Here is a 15,148-nt window from a genome sequence, read left to right on the forward strand (position 1 = left end):
ATCGCCCGCGCGTCTCAGTCGCTCGGCCGCTCGCTTTCGGCCTCCAGTTCGATGTCGCGGTCGGCCTCGCGGGTCGCCGCCTCCTGCTTGGCGAGGTCGACGTCGCGGGCCGCGTCCCCGTCCCGGGTCTCGTCGGTGCGGAGGTCGTCGTCGGCCACGGTGTCGATCTGTTCGAGGGCGCTCTCGATGTCTTCCAACCCGAGCAGCTTCTCCGTCTCCTCGTCGAACTCCTTGCCCTCTAACCCCTCCATCTGCTGAACGTCGGAGCCGGAGAGGGCCTTGCCGTAGCGGCCGACGAGGCTGGTGAGCTCCTGCGGGAGGACGAAGGTGGTGGACTCGCCTTTCCCGATCTCCTCTAGGGTCTCCATGCCGCGCTCGATGATGGCGCGTTCGCCCATCGACTCGGCGGAGCGGGCGCGGAGGACCGTCGAGATGGCGTCCCCCTGCGCTTCGAGGATCTGGGACTGCTTTTCACCCTGCGCGCGGATGATGTTGGACTGCTTGTCACCCTCGGCCTGCTCGACCGCGGAGCGGCGTTCACCCTGCGCTTCGAGGATCATCGCGCGGCGGCGGCGCTCCGCGCCGGTCTGTTGCTCCATCGCGCGCTGGACCTCCTGTGAGGGGCTCACCTCGCGGACCTCGACGGCCTCGACGCGGATCCCCCACTCGTCGGTGGGCTCGTCTAACTCCTCGTTGATCCGGTCGTTGATCAGCTCCCGCTGCGAGAGCGTGTCGTCGAGCTCCATGTCGCCGATGACGGCGCGGAGGGTGGTCTGTGCGAGGTTCGAGACGGCGTTCTTGTAGTCGTCGACTTCGAGGAACGCCTTCTTCGCGTCCATCACCTTGATGTAGACGACCGCGTCGGCGGTCACGGGGGAGTTGTCCCGCGTGATCGCCGACTGGCTCGGCACGTCGATCGTCTGGGTCCGCATGTCGAACGCGTACGTCCGCGAGACGAACGGGGGGATGAGGTGGACGCCCGGTTCGAGCAGCTCGCGGTACTCGCCGAAGACGGTGAGCGCCTCCTTGTCGTAGGCGTCGACGATCTCGACGGCGCTGACGACCGTGACGGCCGCCAAAAGCACCGCCAGCGCCGCGACGCCGAACGCGAGGCTCTGCCCGAGGAGGGCGACGGCGACGAGGAGGGCGACGCCGAGCGCGAGGTACTGCCAGACCCCGTCCGGGATCTCCCCCAGCAGCTCCTCCAGCTCGGCGGAATCGCCGCGCGGACCTTGTGTTCCCATACCGGAAGTTACGGCCCGACGCTGTTAACGGTTGCCACGAGTTCGCGCGCTGACGCGTCATCTCTCGCGATCCGTCGTTCCCGCCGTCGTCCTCGCACGCGCTCGACCGCCGATCTCAGAGATACCGGAAACGCCCGCGTGGGCCGGTCGGCTTTAACTACGCGGCAGCGGAACACAGATCCATGCCATCCGACGAGGGGGACGACGGCCCGAAGTTCAGCACGCGAAGCGTCCACGCCGGCTCCGACCCGGACCCGGCGACGGGCGCCCGCGCGACGCCCATCTACCAGACGACCGCCTATCAGTTCGACGACGCCGACCACGCCGCGGACCTGTTCGGCTTGGAGGAGGCCGGCAACGTCTACTCCCGGCTGATGAACCCGACCAACGCCGCCCTCGAAGAGCGGATCGCCTCGCTTGAGGGCGGGGTCGGCGCGGTCGCGACCGCCTCGGGCATGGCCTCGCTCGACGTGACGACGTTCCTCCTCGCCTCGGCGGGCGACAACATCGTCACCTCGTCGGCGCTGTACGGCGGCACCTACACCTACCTCACTCACTCCGTCGAGCGCCGCGGCGTCTCGACGCGGTTCGTCGACCCCCTCGACTACGAGGGGTACGCCGAGGCCATCGACGAGGACACGGCGTACGTCCACCTCGAAACGATCGGGAACCCCGCCCTGGTCACGCCCGACATCCAGCGGATCGCCGACATCGCGCACGACCACGGCGTGCCGCTGTTCGTCGACAACACGTTCGCGACGCCGTACCTCTGCCGGCCGCTCGAACACGGCGCCGACCTCGTCTGGGAGTCGACGACGAAGTGGCTCACCGGCAACGGCACCACGGTCGGCGGCGTCGTCGTCGACGGCGGCTCGTTCCCGTGGGCCGACCACGCCGAGAAGTACCCCGAGATCGCGCAGGACAACCCCGCGTACCACGGGATCAACTTCGCCGAGCGGTTCGGCGACGCGGCGTTCACCTTCGCGGCGATCACTCGCGGCCTGCGCGACTTGGGCGACCAGCAGTCGCCGTTCGACGCGTGGAACACGCTCCAGCAGACGGAGTCGCTCCCGCTGCGCATGGACCGCCACTGCGAGAACGCGGGGATCGTCGCCGAGTACCTCGACGACCACGACGACGTGGCGTGGGTGAACTACCCCGGGCTGGAGAGCCACGAGACCCACGAGGAGGCGAGCGAGTACCTGGAAGGCGGCTACGGCGGGATGCTCACGTTCGGGCTGGAGGCCGGCTACGAGGCGGCTCGCGCGACCGTCGAGGAGGCCGACCTCGCATCGCTCGTCGCGAACGTCGGCGACGCGAAGACGCTCGTCATCCACCCGGCGTCGACAACGCACCAGCAGCTGACCGAAGCGGAACAGGAGGCTGCCGGCGTCACCCCAGACATGGTGCGCCTCTCCGTCGGCATCGAGGATCCCGCCGACATCGTCGCCGACCTCGAAGCGGCTATCGAGGCGGCGACCGAATAGCCGCGGTCCGCCCTTCGCTGCCCCGTTTCTGACAGGGTCAGTTCTCCGCCTCGAAGCCGTCCTCCCACCGGAACGTCCCGTTCCGCTGGACGACCTCGCCGTCGATCTCCATCCGGGAGCGCTCGCTCACGTCGGAGATCATGTCGACGTGGACCGCGCTGTCGTTGCCGGACTCGCCCTCCGGCAGGCAGGCGTCGTAGGCGCGGCCGACCGCGAGGTGGACGGTGTCGCCCATCTTCTCGTCGAAGAGGATCGAGTCGGTGAACCGGTCGATGCCGCGGTTCATCCCGATTCCGAGCTCGCCCAGCCGCCGCGCGCCGTCGTCGGTGTCGAGGACGTCCGCGACTGCCTCCTCGCCGGACTCCGCTGAGAAGTCGACGACCTCGCCGCCCTCGAACGCGAGGTGAACGTTCCGGACCCGCGTCGCGTCGATCGTCATCGGCACGTCGAAGAAGACCTCGCCCTCGGTGTCGTACGGCGCGGTGAACACCTCACCGGAAGGGAGGTTGTGCGAGTCGTACGCGACGGAGGCGGCGGAGTTAACCGCGGTGCGGCCCGCGATCGACATCGTCACGTCGGTGTCGGGAGCGCCGTCACGCTCGGTGACGATCCGGACCTCGTCGCCCGCGTCGAGGACCGACTTCATCTCGGCCATCTCGTCGGCGAGGGACTCCCAGTCGCGGAGGACGGCGTCGTAGACGAACTCTTGGTACTCCTCGTAGGCCATCCCCGCCTGCTGGGCGAGGCTCCGCGTCGGGTGGACCGTCGACACCCAGTCGGTGTCCATCCGCGCCTCGCGGACGCCCTGCCGCGCCTTCGCGTACGCTTGCCGGGTCGGGCGGTCGACGTCCGCGACCGCGGTGGTGTTGCGCCCGCCCCCGACTCGGAGGTAGGCGTCGGCGGCCTCGAACATCGCGCGCTCGACCGCGGGGTCCGAGTCGAAGTCGTCCGCCTCGACATCGCCGTCGGTCCCGGCCTCGACGCCTTTCAGATAGGCGCGGGAGAGCTCCGCGGAGCCGTACATCATCGTGGCGTTCGCGCCCCGCTCGCCGAGGGCTTCGGCGACCGCGACCCCCAGCTCGTGGGCGTCCTCCGCGACGCTGACAACCACGTCGTCGCCGGCCTCGATCCGCGCGCTCCAGTCGACAAGCACCTCGGCGTGCTCGCGTACGCGTTCGTCCATGATTACTCGTGTCGCGGGGGAGCGGTAAATCGGTGCCGGGACGGTCGGACCGGTCCCCGCAAGCTGGGCCGCGACGAGTCCGCCCGGTTGCCGCCGACCGTCGAGACCGGTCCGCGACCGTCAGATCAACACTTCGGCGTCGGTGAGGAGCGTTCGCTTCGCTCGTCTTGCCTCCGGCCCCTCCGGAACGATATCGGGCGTGGCGGCCGGCTCGTCGAACCGGTCCGGGTCCGGAGCCCAGGAGTCGAGGAGCTCCGCGAACGTCGGCCCCTGCCGTCCGGTGAGATGGATGAACCCGCCGTACTGCCACCGTTCGGCCGAGGTCGCGTCCGGGTCCGGGAACGCCTCGCGGATACAGCCGACGCTCTCGCGGAGGTACTCCGCGGCCTCGTGTTGGGAGTACTGGCTGTCCGCGTAGTACTGCTCCTGACCACGCTCCGTGAGGTCCGCGTCCGCGAGCGCGGAGGACTCGTACCGAACCGCGTCTCGGCTGATCTCACCGCCGAGGAAACTGAGGTTCACCGTGAAACAGTCCGGGTATCGGAGGATCAACAGAAAGAATATCTGTTCGTCGACAGTGTAGCGTTCCTGTAAGCGGTAGTAACACTCCAAGTAGTACGCGGCGAGCGCTCCGATCCAGTCGTCGCGTTCGCCGTCGAGATACGCGGTCGCGACGTCGTAGTACTCCTCGCCGGCGACCTGCTGTAAGCGGTACTCGAAGCTCTGTCGCATCTCGTCCAGTTCGTCCTCGTACACTTCCGTCAGCGGGACGTCCGGATCGTCGAGTAGCCGGGCCTTCCGCTCGCCGGCGTCCGCGATCCGGGCCATGTTCTCGTGGAGGTCCCGTTCCGCCTCCCTGTCGGGGAGCGGAATTCGAACCGCCTGTCGGCGCAGCGTGTCCGCCCCGGCCTCCGAACGCTCGTGCCACTCCATACCGTCGGTAACTGCTCAGACAGCTAATAAAATTGGAGGATGAGCGGCGGTGGTTCCCGGTGAGCGGCCGGTCGGAACCGGCCACCGCCGTCACTCGGAGTCCCGACCGACGGTCGCGAGGAGCCCGACCGCGAGCAGTCCGACGCCCACGACTCCGCTCCCGAGCCGCGCCAGCCCGAACAGCGCGGTCCGGTCAACTCGCCCGCGCAAGTACTGACCGAGCACCCGGTACGAGCGGCCGTCGACGCGCAGGTCGTCGACTCCGGCGAGGCGGTCCGCGCAGTTCGCGTCGCCGAGCGCCCACCGACCGGAGGCGGAGGTGGGTTCGACGACGAGATCGAGGGAGCCGGGAGCGATCCGATACCCCCGCATCGAGACGTCGTCGCCGTCGGCGAGGGCGACGGCGGCCTCTGCGCACCTCGCGGGGAGGCCGGTCGCGTTCACGGTCCGGTGTCGTTCGAGCCCCGGTCCCGCGCGGAGCGCCGCCTCCCAGCGGACGACCCTCACGTCCGCGATCAGGGCGAGCAGGAGGAGGACACCCGGGACGACGAGCAGCCTGCGGTCCCTCCCGGCGGGCGGGTTCGGCCGAGCGAATCATATGCTTTGGGCCGCCGGCTCGGTCGTTCGGGGGCCGGACTGCGCCGGCCCGTCGGAGGGATCAGTCGACTCCCGCGCGTCGGCGTTACTCTAGGTCGAGCAGCGCCGCGATCTCGTCGAGGTACTCGTCGTAGATCCCGATGGCGGACTCGATCGGGTCGGGCGAGGCCATGTCGATGCCGGCGAGTTCGACCACGTCGAGCGGGTAGTCGGAGCCGCCCGCCCGCAGCATCTCGCGGTAGTCGGCGGCGGCCTCGTCGCCCTCGTCGAGGACGCGCTCGACGATCGCGGCCGCGGCGGAGATGCCGGTCGCGTACTGGTAGACGTAGAAGTCGTAGTAGAAGTGCGGAATACGCTGCCACTCGCGCTCGATGCCGCCGGTGAGTTCGGCGGGCGCGTAGTAGTCCCCCTTCAAGTCGCCGTAGATCTCGTCGAACGCGTCGGGGGTGAGCGCGTCGCCGGCCTCCACGCGCTCGTGGATCTCCTGTTCGAACGTCGCGAACATCGTCTGGCGGAAGAGGGTCGAGCGGAAGCGTTCGAGGTACTCGTCGAGGACGTGGGTGCGGAGCTCGTCGTCCTCGACGGTGTCGAGCAGGTGGTGGGTGAGCAGGGTCTCGTTGACCGTCGACGCGATCTCCGCGACGAATATCTCGTAGCTCGCGTCGTGCCACGGCTGCGCGTCGCCCGCCAGCTCGGAGTGCATCGAGTGGCCGAGCTCGTGGGCCAGCGTGTACATCGAGGCGATGTCGTCCTGGTAGTTCATCATGATGTACGGCTGGGTGTCGTAGGTGCCCGAGGAGAACGCGCCCGAGCGCTTCCCGCGGTTCTCGTACACGTCGACCCACCGCGAGTCGAGCCCCTCCGCCAGTCGCTCCTGATACTCCTCGCCCAGCGGCGCGACCGCCTTGATCACCCACTCGCGGGCCTGTTCGTACTCCACGTCCGGACCCCGGTCGCCCGTCAGCGACATGTAGAGGTCGTGGCTCTGTAGCCGGTCGACGCCGAGCGCCTCGGCCTTCAGGTCGGCGTGGCGGTGAAGCACGTCGAGGTTGTCGTCGACGGTGTCGACGAGCGTGTCGTACACCTCGACGGGGACGTTCGAACCGTCGAGCGCCGCGGCGCGCGCGGAGTCGTAGTCGCGGATCTCGGCGCTCGTGACGTGTTCGCGGACGGCCTTCTCCAGCGACGTGCCGACCGCGTTGCGCACGTCGGCCCACTCGTCGTAGAACGTCTCGTGGACGCGCTCGCGGAACTCGCGGTCCGGGTTGGTCTGGAGCTTCGTGAAGTTCGCCTGCGTGATCTCGACCTCCTCGCCGTCCGGGTCCTCGACGACGCCGTAGGTCATGTCGGCGTTCGTCAACATCGAGTAGATCTCGCTCGGCGCGTCGGTGACCTCCGAGAGGTCCGCGAGCACCTCCTCGACCTCGCTCGACCGCGTGTGCGGCTTCTTGCGCAGCACGTCGTCGAAGTAGTGTTCGTACTCCGCGAGCCCGGGCTCGTCGTCGACGAAGTCCGCCACGTCCGCCTCGGTCAGCGACTGGATCTCGGGGTCGAGATACGAGATCGCGCTCGACGCCTCGGAGCCGAGCGACGACGCCTTCGCCGACATCGCCTGGTACTCCTGGTTCCGTGTGTCCTCGGCGCTCCGGAGCCGGGCGTACGTCATCACCTGCTGGAGCTCGCGGAAGATCTCCTCGCGCAGTTCGAGGAGCTCGAGGAGGGTTGCGGCGTCCTCGGTCGCGCGCCCCTCGTAGTCGGCCAGCTCGCCGATCCGGTCGGAAACCGTCTCGTAGGCGGCCTCCCACGCCTCGTCGTCGGCGTAGATGCCGTCGAGGTCCCACTTGTACTCGGCGTCGATCTCGGACCGCTCGGGAACCGAACTCATACCGATCGGGTCGGCCTCCCGGACACTAAGCCTTGGCAAACCCCGCGCCGCAAGCCGATAGGCGTGCGGCGCGTTACCTCGACTCTACACCGTCGCCGCCGCCCGACCCCGCTCGCCCGGCCCACGCGGCGAGGTCGACGACGAGCACGAGCGCGTCCTCGCCGTCGCGGTAGTAGCCGCCGACCCGCCGGACCGGTTCGAACCCCTCGTCGGCGTACAGCGAGCGGGCGGGGTCGTTCCCCTCGCGCACCTCCAGGCGGACGACCGCGACGCCGGTCGCGCGGAGCCGCGCCAGCGCCGACCGGAGGAGGGTCCGCCCGATCCCCTCGCCGCGGGCGTCGGGGTGGACGGCCAGGTCCTTGACGTGGCCGATGTCCCGGCCGTGGTTCGGCGTCCGGTCGGCGACGACGAACCCGACGACCGCGTCCTCACGCTCCGCCACGAGGAACGCCGGCTCGTCCAGCAGTCGCTCGAAGGCGTCGTGCGGCCACGGGTCCGAGAAGCAGGCGCGCTCGATCCGGACCACCGCGAGGAGGTCGGCGCGCTCGGCCTGCCGGACCGTCAGGTCGGCGACGCTCACGGGCCGAATTGGCGGCCGCGAGGAATAAACGCGCCGGGTCCTCCCCCTACCGATCGATCCAGGGCTCCTCGGGGTCGGTGTCGGCCGGGTCGGGGGCGCACACCTCGAAGCACGCGCCCTCCGGGATCCGGAGCTGCCGCCCGTCCGGGAGCCCGACGGGGCCGTCGGCGTCGCAGCGGAGTTCGACCGTCCACCCGTGGGACTCGACGATCTCGCGGACGATGTCGAGCCCGTACCCCGTCCCGTCGGCTCGGGTCGTGAACCCGGACTCGAACACGGAGCCGCGGTCCTCGGGGTCGATCCCGGCCCCGTCGTCCGCGACGAGGAACCCCTCGTCGGTGGCGGTGACGAGCACGGTGAGCGCGTCGTCGCCGGACGCCGGCGCCTCCTCGTCCCCGTCTGTCGGCACGTCCTCGCAACCGTCGACCGCGGCTTCCGCCGCGCCCGGCGTCCCGTGCTCCCTCGCGTTGCGGAACAGGTTCTCCAGGGCCTGCCGCATCCGCCCCCGGTCGCCGTACACCTGCGCGTCGCCGGCGACGACCAGCTCTACGCGCTCGTCGCCCTCGGCGGCGGTCTCCCACGCGTCGCGGGCGACGCTCGCGAGCGCGAACTCGGTCGGCTCGTCCATGCCGGTCCCCTGCCGGGCGAGGGTGAGCAGCTCCGAGACGAGCTGGTCGATCCGTTCGACGGCGCGCTCGCCGCGTTCGAGGGGCTCCGTCTCGCCGCGCAGCCGCGCCATCTCGATGGAGCCGCGGATCACCGACAGCGGGTTCCGGAGGTCGTGCGAGACGATGCTCGCGAAGCGGTCGAGCCGCTCGTTCCGGTCGGTGAGCCGCCGCTCGCGCGCCTTCCGCTCGGTGACGTCGCGGGAGTTGACGAGCAGTTCGCCGACGGGGCTGTCGGCCGGCAGCGAGCGCGTCCGCGACTCCAGCCAGACCCAGTCGCCGTCGGCAGTGCGGTAGCGGTACTCCAGGGTGGGCGCCGCGTTCGGCTCGTCGAGCGCGCGATAGAACCGCTCCGTCACCCGTTCGCGGTCGTCGGGGTGGACGTAGCCGAGCGGGGAGCGCCCGACGGTCGACCCCTGCTCGTAGCCGAGCACCTCCTCGACGGAGGGGCTCTCGTAGACGACGAGGCCGTCGCCGTCGACGACGGTGACGAGGTCGCTACCGTACTCGAGGAAGGCCCGGTAGCGCTCTGGGAAGGTTCGGTCGACGTCGACTCGACGGACCGTGACGATCCGGCCGCCGAACTCCGGGGCGAGCTCCTCCTCGACGATCGACTCGACCCACGCGTACCCGCCGCTCGCGCGGCGGATGCGGTGGGTGACCGTCCGGTTCGCTGTGACCGCCGACAGCGCGTCGGCCACCGGGTCGCGGTCGCTCGGGTGGACGCGGTCGAGGAGGTCGCTCCCGACGAGCGCGTCGCGCTCGACGCCAACGACGTCCGTCGCCGACGGGCCGGCGAACAACACCTCGCCGTCCACGGCGACGGCGAGGAGGAACCGGTCCGCTTCGACCGAGCCGCCGTCCGGGGGCCCCCCGTCGCGAGTCCCCGACTCCCGGTCGGCGGGCGCGCCGTACGTTCTGACGGTCTCCGGTCGTGTTTCCGCGCGAGCCGCCCGCTCTGCGTCGTCGGTCTCGGGGGGATCCGTCGCCGAGGCGTCGCCCTCGTCGCCGCCGCGGTCGGGCGTCGACGTGTCGGATGGCCGGAAGGTCACTATGGGTTCTACCGACGGTACGGACGCGGGGTGATAAAGCTGCGCGCCGGAGAAATTGGTTTTGATAATCGACGGACGCCCCGATCCATCCGGACCCGGTGCGGCCGTCCAGACTGGTGGTCAGGTCGCGCTCCGACGACCCCCCGAGCGGCCGGATCCGCGGGCGTCACACCTCGTCGACGACGGCCCCGTCCGCCCACGCGGCCTCGAAGCCCTCGTTCACGCGCGCCGCGAATCCCCGGTCGCGGAGGTCGAGCATGCCGAACAGCCGGTCGGGCGAAAGCGGGTCGGCGACCTCTAGGCACACTTCCTCGCCGTCGATGAGATAGAAGTTCCCGTACGCGTCTTCGGTGACGCGTAGCTCGAAGGGCCCCTGCGCGATCGTCAGCGTCGCCCGGTCCTCGTCGACGGCGGCGCGCGCGTCGTCGAACACGCTCGGCGAGATGAGTACGGAGACGTCGACGCCGCCCCGGATCGCCGCGAGGAGCCGGTCGAGGAGCGCCGGTCCGTCGCGGTCGACGTCGAACTGCGCGGAGACCTCGGTGGCGAAGACCACGATCGACTCCTCGGCGGCGTCGATCCGCTCGAAGAGGAGGTCGAGGGAGTCGTCGTCGAGCGCCGCCCCGGACTGCTGTTCGTCGGCCGCCTGTTCGACGCCGCGGGCGCGATCGACGGCGAGAGCGACACGACCGACCGAGCCCGAACCGACGGCGGCGCGTCCGCCGGTGGCGCCGCCGCCGACTCTACGGGCGAAGCGTTCGAGTGGCAGACTGACCCGCGGGCCTCGGACGACGATCCGAGTCAGAAGCGTTAAACGCTCGCCGCGGATACCGGCTCGTGAGGGCGCGTAGCTCAGCGGACAGAGCACTTGGTTCCGGACCAAGATGCCGCGGGTTCAAATCCCGTCGCGCCCGTCACGTTTTCTGACGGAGTAAATTGACAGGACGGCGGCCGGGTGTATATAAGCCGAACCCCCAGTGACGGGTTTGAGTTCGTCACGCAGCGTGACGGGGGCCGTCGCCTTCGTGTGGTTCGTGAGATACACGTGACGGAGTCGGAGTAAAGTCCTTTGGGTGGTTGGTGGTTTCGTCGTGCTAGGCTAGTCTCAGTCGATCACATCGACAGCCGCGTAGTCTCGTCTGATGGCGATGAATCAGATGGAACTAGCTGTGGAGGATCTTCGAACCGCTGGTGAGCATAATTTTCGGGATGGACCGTCGCTGTCGGCGGCGGACTGCCGCCGACGCGACAGTGTCGCCACTGACGACCGCTGTCCGACCCGACGGACAGCTACCGGAAGAACCGGTCGTCAAGCGGTTGATTCGCTGGAACGGACCTGCGGACACCAAGCGCTGTCCAAGCTGCGCGAAGCGTCATTTCGCAAAACTCCGTGAACGACCACTGCCAGAGGCGGCGCCCCCCGCGGCGGGGCGCCGCCACGTACCGCCAGTGTAGATACCGCCAGCTATTCTGGAGCAGTAGGCTCACCACAAACATCACCAGCCGTAGCCCAGCGTCCTGAGAACTGGTGAATGCGAGGCTCTGCTTGGCTAATCGGTAGCTCGACTCGATGCCGAAGCGCTTGCTGTAGTGTTCTCGGGCATCTCGTGGCGTGTCGATAAACGGCGCGTCAGCGGCGTAGCCGTGACGCGCCACCCCGTGTTCGTCGTATCGTCCCTGTTGGTAGACGCAGTCGATGAACACAGGGAACGTTACCTTGCCGGCGAGTTCGTGTTCGATCTCGCGGCTCCAGCCTCTACTGAGTTCGTCTTGGATCGTTTCACCCCACTTGACGATCGGCATCACGTAGGCGTAGTTGTGCGTGGACAACAGCCCAAGACAGGTGCTGTTGTAGAACCCGCGATCGAGATAGACGGCCTTGACGCTGAGGTCAAGGCCGTCGAGGAGCTCGAGAAACTCACCAAGGACGTCGCTGGTGGTGTCGCCAGCGACAAGCTGGCGCACCGCCAGCGTGTACCGTTTGTTGCGTACCCGCGCGTACAGCGTCGCGTACGCGTGAAACGTCGTCGTTCCCCGTTTCGCTTGTGAGGAGTACAGCGCTTCTGTTTCGTCTTCATCGCCGTAGTAGGGGTCGAGGTGGAGGTCTGCACAGGCCTCCACCGGTCGATCTGGAAGCGTCTCAAGCGCATCTCGTTGAAGTAGCGTGTCGCCAACCGCCTCAACGGAGTCAAGTTCAAACTGCTCGGTGAGATGTCCTCGGACGGTGTTGGCGTGTGGCGAGCCTTCGGTCGTTTCGCAGACGTGATTGATCGAGGCCCCGCCGGCGCTGGCGCCGGCGAGGACCTCGTACAACGTCTCTGTCGTGACCTTGACGTTCTCGTCGATGTCTATCTCAAGCTCTTCATCGAGGCTGTTGACGACAAAATTAAGAAGATGCTCTTCCTCTATCTCGTTGTCTGCTTCGGTAGGTTCCACACTCTTCCCAAGCAGACACTTTCACTCAAACCCGATGTGATCGACTGATATTGGTTCTCCGTTCTCTCTAAGTGGGCTATCGGTTACCCTAGCTGGATAATATTCGGGAATTAATCGGCTGTAACACCATCCTGTTCTCGGAGAACAGTTGCGACATCTCCGAGGCGCTCCGATTCCTTCGGGAGATTCTCGAGTGCCGTATCAAGATCGACTGCCAGCGAATACTGATTTTCGTCGCCACGACCTCGTCCCTGTCGCTTGTTGAGCACGTTCGTATCGGCGAGATCATTGAGCCGGTCACGGAACCGGCGGTTTGAGAGCGCGTTCACGTCCGCGTACTCACAGAAGGTCTTGTACTGAGTGTAGATCGGTGTCGTCGTCACGGGTGTGTCGCCTTGGATTCCGTGATACGTGACTGCCATGAGCGCGAGCATTCGCTGGTTCGGGAGTGTCTGAATCCCCGACTCAATGGCTTTCGTCTCCAGGAAGTCCCGTGCCTCGCGCACGTGCTCTTCTGTGACGGTCGTCTCGCCCCTATCGTCGGCAAACCGAGTCGCACGGAACAGTAGGCGGATCGCCTCGCGAGCGTCTCCCGTGTCCTGTGCGCCTAACGCCGCGGCAAGCGGGATCGTGTCGTCGCTCAGAATCTCGCTTCGGAGATGCTGGTAGTCCTCGATACTGTTCTCGAAATACGTGTCACGGAGGGCACCGGCGGCACGTCGTGCGAGGATATTGCGGAGCTGATCAGCGTCGTAGGGCTCGAAGCGGACCTCGTCTTCACCGAGGCTCGACCGGACGTCAGCGTCGAGGTTCTCGCGGAACTGGAGGTCGTTCGTAATTCCAATGAGGGAGAGACGGACGCCATCCGGATTCGACCGCGGGAGTTCGTAGAGGATGTAGTCGTCGTCACCGATGGCATCGATCTCGTCGAGGACAACGATGACCGTCCCGCCGACCTTCTCCAGATTCTCGATCACCATATTGAGGAGAGTCTTCCGCTGGTGACCGCTCGGGAGCTCCTCACCGGGCCCAAATCGCTTCTCACGGAGTCGCTTGACGAGATGTGTCAGGACGTGGTAGGAGCCGTCCATGCCCTTACAACGAATGTGGACCACAGTGAGGCCCATCTCAGAATCATCGGCGTACTCCTGAAGTTGGTCGGTCTTGAGGCGGATTCCGACGGTCTTCCCCTGCCCGGACTGCCCGTACACGATCAGGTTGAGCGGCGTCGAGCCCATCGTCGCCGGACGGAGGGCGGAGTGGATCTGGTCGAGTTCCACCTCGCGCTCCGGCAGCGACTCGGGCTGATACGTCTGCTCGTTGGGGTTGAGGACGTCCATGTCCTCGAAGATCGTGTCCTCGTCGCCGAACGCCTTCATACGCTCCCGTTTTCAGGTGTCATACATAAAACCCCCGTGTCCTACATGTCTTTCTGTCTAAGATACGGGTGTACGTCCTGAAAGCTGTGGTCGGTTCTCTCTCGGCTCTACTGTGCTTTGGGTGGCAAAGGGGGACAGAGGGGGGTGCGTCCAGCAAACTACTGAGATACTCGACTGTAGTTCTAGTGTCCTCATAACGAGCCACGATCCTAGAACCGCTCTGTACCCGATACGACACTCGTATTCATCGTCTCAGGACCGCGCAACCCTGGGAGGGGGGTGCGTCCGGCAACGGACCGCAGCGAATGTCGCTTCGAGAATAGTCGGCCCACAACGTTTTATCAAAACTCCCGAAGACGCATGTCCATGGGCCAAAATGTCTCGCGAATCCACGGGCACGACCTCCGCTCGGTGTGGGAGGACGAAGAGCGGGACTTCACGCAATGGTTGACAGAGAACATCGACCTGCTCGCGTCCGAGTTGGGGATAGAGATCGAGGACGCACGAGCTGAGGAAGCCGTCGGCGACTTTTCGGCCGACATCGTCGCACGAGAGATGAACACGGGCGAGACCGTCGTCATCGAGAATCAATACAACCGGACGGACCACGACCACTTGGGGAAACTTCTGACGTACTCGTCGGGAAAGAACGCCGGGTTCACGATGTGGCTCGCCGAGGAGTTCCGGCCGGAACACCGAAGCGTCCTCGAATGGTTGAACGAAACCGGGCCGAAAGGCGCGAAGTTCTTCGCGATCAAACCCCGCGTCGTGAGTATCGAGGGATCCGAGGAGCGTGGGTTCGAGTTCGAAGTCGTTGTCGAGCCCAACGAATGGGAACGCGAGGTGAGCACCGAGTCGCTGTCCGACCTCGGGCGTAGCTACCGGCAGTTCTTCGCCGAGATGGTCGAGGCGTACTCGCAGCGACGGCCGACTTGGTACAAACTCAAGCCCGGACCTCGGAACTGTCTAACGTTCGGTGCCGGTATCGGGGGCGTCCGATTCGGCTGGGTGTTCCACCAGGGGCCCGAGTTCTCTGTTGAGCTCTACATCTCCACGTCGGATAAGGAACGCAACGAGGAGATATTCGAGGCGCTGAAACGCGACCGAACGGAGATTGAGAGCAATTTAGGCGTCGAGTTAGAGTGGGAACGGTTGCCTGAGAAACAAGCATCCCGGATCTAACAGCCTGAAGATATTGATCGGACCATCACCGATCTCACCGCAGACCAGCGAAATCACTTGGTCGAATGGGGGGTGGATGCGATGGACGAATTTCAGGAGGAGTTCGAACCACGTCTTTCCGCTCTCGGCTCCAACTGATCGCTGCTTCTACCGGTGTAACGAACTCGCTGCGTAGGTGCCTCCCATCCTCCCCGTCTTGTCGGACGCACCCCCCTCCGCCACTATCTAGTTCGAACTACAGCTCCGATGAGATTCCCTACTGATACTGTCACTCAGCTTTGAACGTTGAAGTAGGAGCATGACGTAGGCGGTAGTGAAGACGGATGATGCCGATTACGGACTTCTTGTCGTGTACGCGTGTGTTTGACGAGTTCGAATCGCTGTCATCAGCTCAACGTCATCACGCGAAAACCTACGCCACCGGTCTTGTTGCGGCCAGCAACAAGACCGTGGCAGGCATCTCACGCGAAGTCCTTCCAGCTGGAGACAAACGCGCTCTCAACAAATTCCTCACCGAGTACGACT

The 15,148-nt window shown here is 66.5% G+C and carries 12 protein-coding genes, 1 tRNA gene and 1 pseudogene; 4 read left to right on the forward strand and 10 right to left on the reverse strand.

Annotated elements, in window-relative coordinates:
- Positions 1-14 precede the first annotated feature (14 nt).
- Positions 15-1,244, reverse strand: a complete 1,230-nt coding sequence (locus EXE47_RS13115) for an SPFH domain-containing protein (RefSeq protein ID WP_085682503.1) — start codon at positions 1,242-1,244, stop codon at positions 15-17.
- Positions 1,245-1,426: 182 nt separating this feature from the next.
- Here EXE47_RS13115 and EXE47_RS13120 point away from each other — a divergent pair, with 182 nt between their 5' ends.
- Positions 1,427-2,731, forward strand: coding sequence for an O-acetylhomoserine aminocarboxypropyltransferase/cysteine synthase family protein (locus EXE47_RS13120; RefSeq protein ID WP_049933351.1), 1,305 nt, complete (start codon positions 1,427-1,429; stop codon positions 2,729-2,731).
- A 37-nt stretch (positions 2,732-2,768) separates the two neighbouring features.
- On the opposite strand, the gene EXE47_RS13125 is transcribed toward EXE47_RS13120, so the two are convergent.
- The 7 genes from EXE47_RS13125 to EXE47_RS18760 all read right to left on the reverse strand — a co-directional run bounded on the left by EXE47_RS13125 (position 2,769) and on the right by EXE47_RS18760 (position 10,494).
- The gene (locus tag EXE47_RS13125) at positions 2,769-3,914 is read right to left on the reverse strand and encodes an aminopeptidase (RefSeq protein ID WP_049933352.1); all 1,146 of its coding nucleotides are present in this window, start codon (positions 3,912-3,914) and stop codon (positions 2,769-2,771) included.
- A gap of 120 nt (positions 3,915-4,034) precedes the next feature.
- A complete protein-coding gene (locus tag EXE47_RS13130) occupies positions 4,035-4,847 on the reverse strand; it encodes a hypothetical protein (RefSeq protein WP_049933354.1) in 813 nt (270 codons plus the stop codon).
- 90 nt (positions 4,848-4,937) lie between these two features.
- Entirely contained in the window at positions 4,938-5,354 is a 417-nt protein-coding gene (locus EXE47_RS13135; RefSeq protein WP_241997585.1) for a hypothetical protein, read from the reverse strand.
- A gap of 175 nt (positions 5,355-5,529) precedes the next feature.
- On the reverse strand, positions 5,530-7,329 hold the full coding sequence (pepF, locus tag EXE47_RS13140; protein WP_089308473.1) for an oligoendopeptidase F: 1,800 nt from the start codon (positions 7,327-7,329) through the stop codon (positions 5,530-5,532).
- A 73-nt stretch (positions 7,330-7,402) separates the two neighbouring features.
- A complete protein-coding gene (gene rimI, locus EXE47_RS13145) occupies positions 7,403-7,909 on the reverse strand; it encodes a ribosomal protein S18-alanine N-acetyltransferase (RefSeq protein WP_049933358.1) in 507 nt (168 codons plus the stop codon).
- A gap of 46 nt (positions 7,910-7,955) precedes the next feature.
- Positions 7,956-9,626, reverse strand: coding sequence for a PAS domain-containing protein (locus EXE47_RS13150; RefSeq protein WP_089308472.1), 1,671 nt, complete (start codon positions 9,624-9,626; stop codon positions 7,956-7,958).
- A 166-nt stretch (positions 9,627-9,792) separates the two neighbouring features.
- Positions 9,793-10,494, reverse strand: a complete 702-nt coding sequence (locus tag EXE47_RS18760) for a TrmB family transcriptional regulator (protein ID WP_167373084.1) — start codon at positions 10,492-10,494, stop codon at positions 9,793-9,795.
- Here EXE47_RS18760 and EXE47_RS13165 point away from each other — a divergent pair.
- A tRNA-Arg gene (locus EXE47_RS13165) sits at positions 10,468-10,540 on the forward strand. The two genes, EXE47_RS18760 and EXE47_RS13165, sit on opposite strands and share 27 nt — an antisense overlap.
- A gap of 376 nt (positions 10,541-10,916) precedes the next feature.
- Here EXE47_RS13165 and EXE47_RS13175 read toward each other — a convergent pair.
- Together EXE47_RS13175 and EXE47_RS13180 are read right to left on the reverse strand one after the other, a co-directional pair.
- Positions 10,917-12,062, reverse strand: coding sequence for an ISH3 family transposase (locus tag EXE47_RS13175; RefSeq protein WP_137703579.1), 1,146 nt, complete (start codon positions 12,060-12,062; stop codon positions 10,917-10,919).
- A gap of 110 nt (positions 12,063-12,172) precedes the next feature.
- Positions 12,173-13,441 carry a Cdc6/Cdc18 family protein gene (locus EXE47_RS13180; protein WP_094519892.1) on the reverse strand — a complete coding sequence of 423 codons (1,269 nt, stop codon included), beginning with the start codon at positions 13,439-13,441 and terminating at the stop codon, positions 12,173-12,175.
- Positions 13,442-13,807: 366 nt separating this feature from the next.
- Here EXE47_RS13180 and EXE47_RS13185 point away from each other — a divergent pair, with 366 nt between their 5' ends.
- Both EXE47_RS13185 and EXE47_RS13190 read left to right on the forward strand, forming a co-directional pair.
- Positions 13,808-14,623, forward strand: coding sequence for a DUF4268 domain-containing protein (locus EXE47_RS13185; protein ID WP_241988212.1), 816 nt, complete (start codon positions 13,808-13,810; stop codon positions 14,621-14,623).
- 323 nt (positions 14,624-14,946) lie between these two features.
- Positions 14,947-15,148, forward strand: a pseudogene (locus EXE47_RS13190) (IS701 family transposase); the annotation flags it as partial.

It is taken from the genome of Halorubrum sp. GN12_10-3_MGM, from assembly GCF_005435235.1.
Classification (GTDB): Archaea; Halobacteriota; Halobacteria; order Halobacteriales; family Haloferacaceae; genus Halorubrum; species Halorubrum ezzemoulense.

Bases quoted from the DNA above. Each gene is read 5' to 3' on its own strand.
- EXE47_RS13180 (WP_094519892.1), bottom strand. From the start codon at position 13,441: ATGAAGGCGTTCGGCGACGAGGACACGATCTTCGAGGACATGGACGTC.
- EXE47_RS13120 (WP_049933351.1), top strand. From the start codon at position 1,427: ATGCCATCCGACGAGGGGGACGACGGCCCGAAGTTCAGCACGCGAAGC.
- EXE47_RS13130 (WP_049933354.1), bottom strand. From the start codon at position 4,847: ATGGAGTGGCACGAGCGTTCGGAGGCCGGGGCGGACACGCTGCGCCGA.
- pepF (WP_089308473.1), bottom strand. From the start codon at position 7,329: ATGAGTTCGGTTCCCGAGCGGTCCGAGATCGACGCCGAGTACAAGTGG.
- EXE47_RS13125 (WP_049933352.1), bottom strand. From the start codon at position 3,914: ATGGACGAACGCGTACGCGAGCACGCCGAGGTGCTTGTCGACTGGAGC.
- EXE47_RS13185 (WP_241988212.1), top strand. From the start codon at position 13,808: ATGGGCCAAAATGTCTCGCGAATCCACGGGCACGACCTCCGCTCGGTG.
- EXE47_RS13115 (WP_085682503.1), bottom strand. From the start codon at position 1,244: ATGGGAACACAAGGTCCGCGCGGCGATTCCGCCGAGCTGGAGGAGCTG.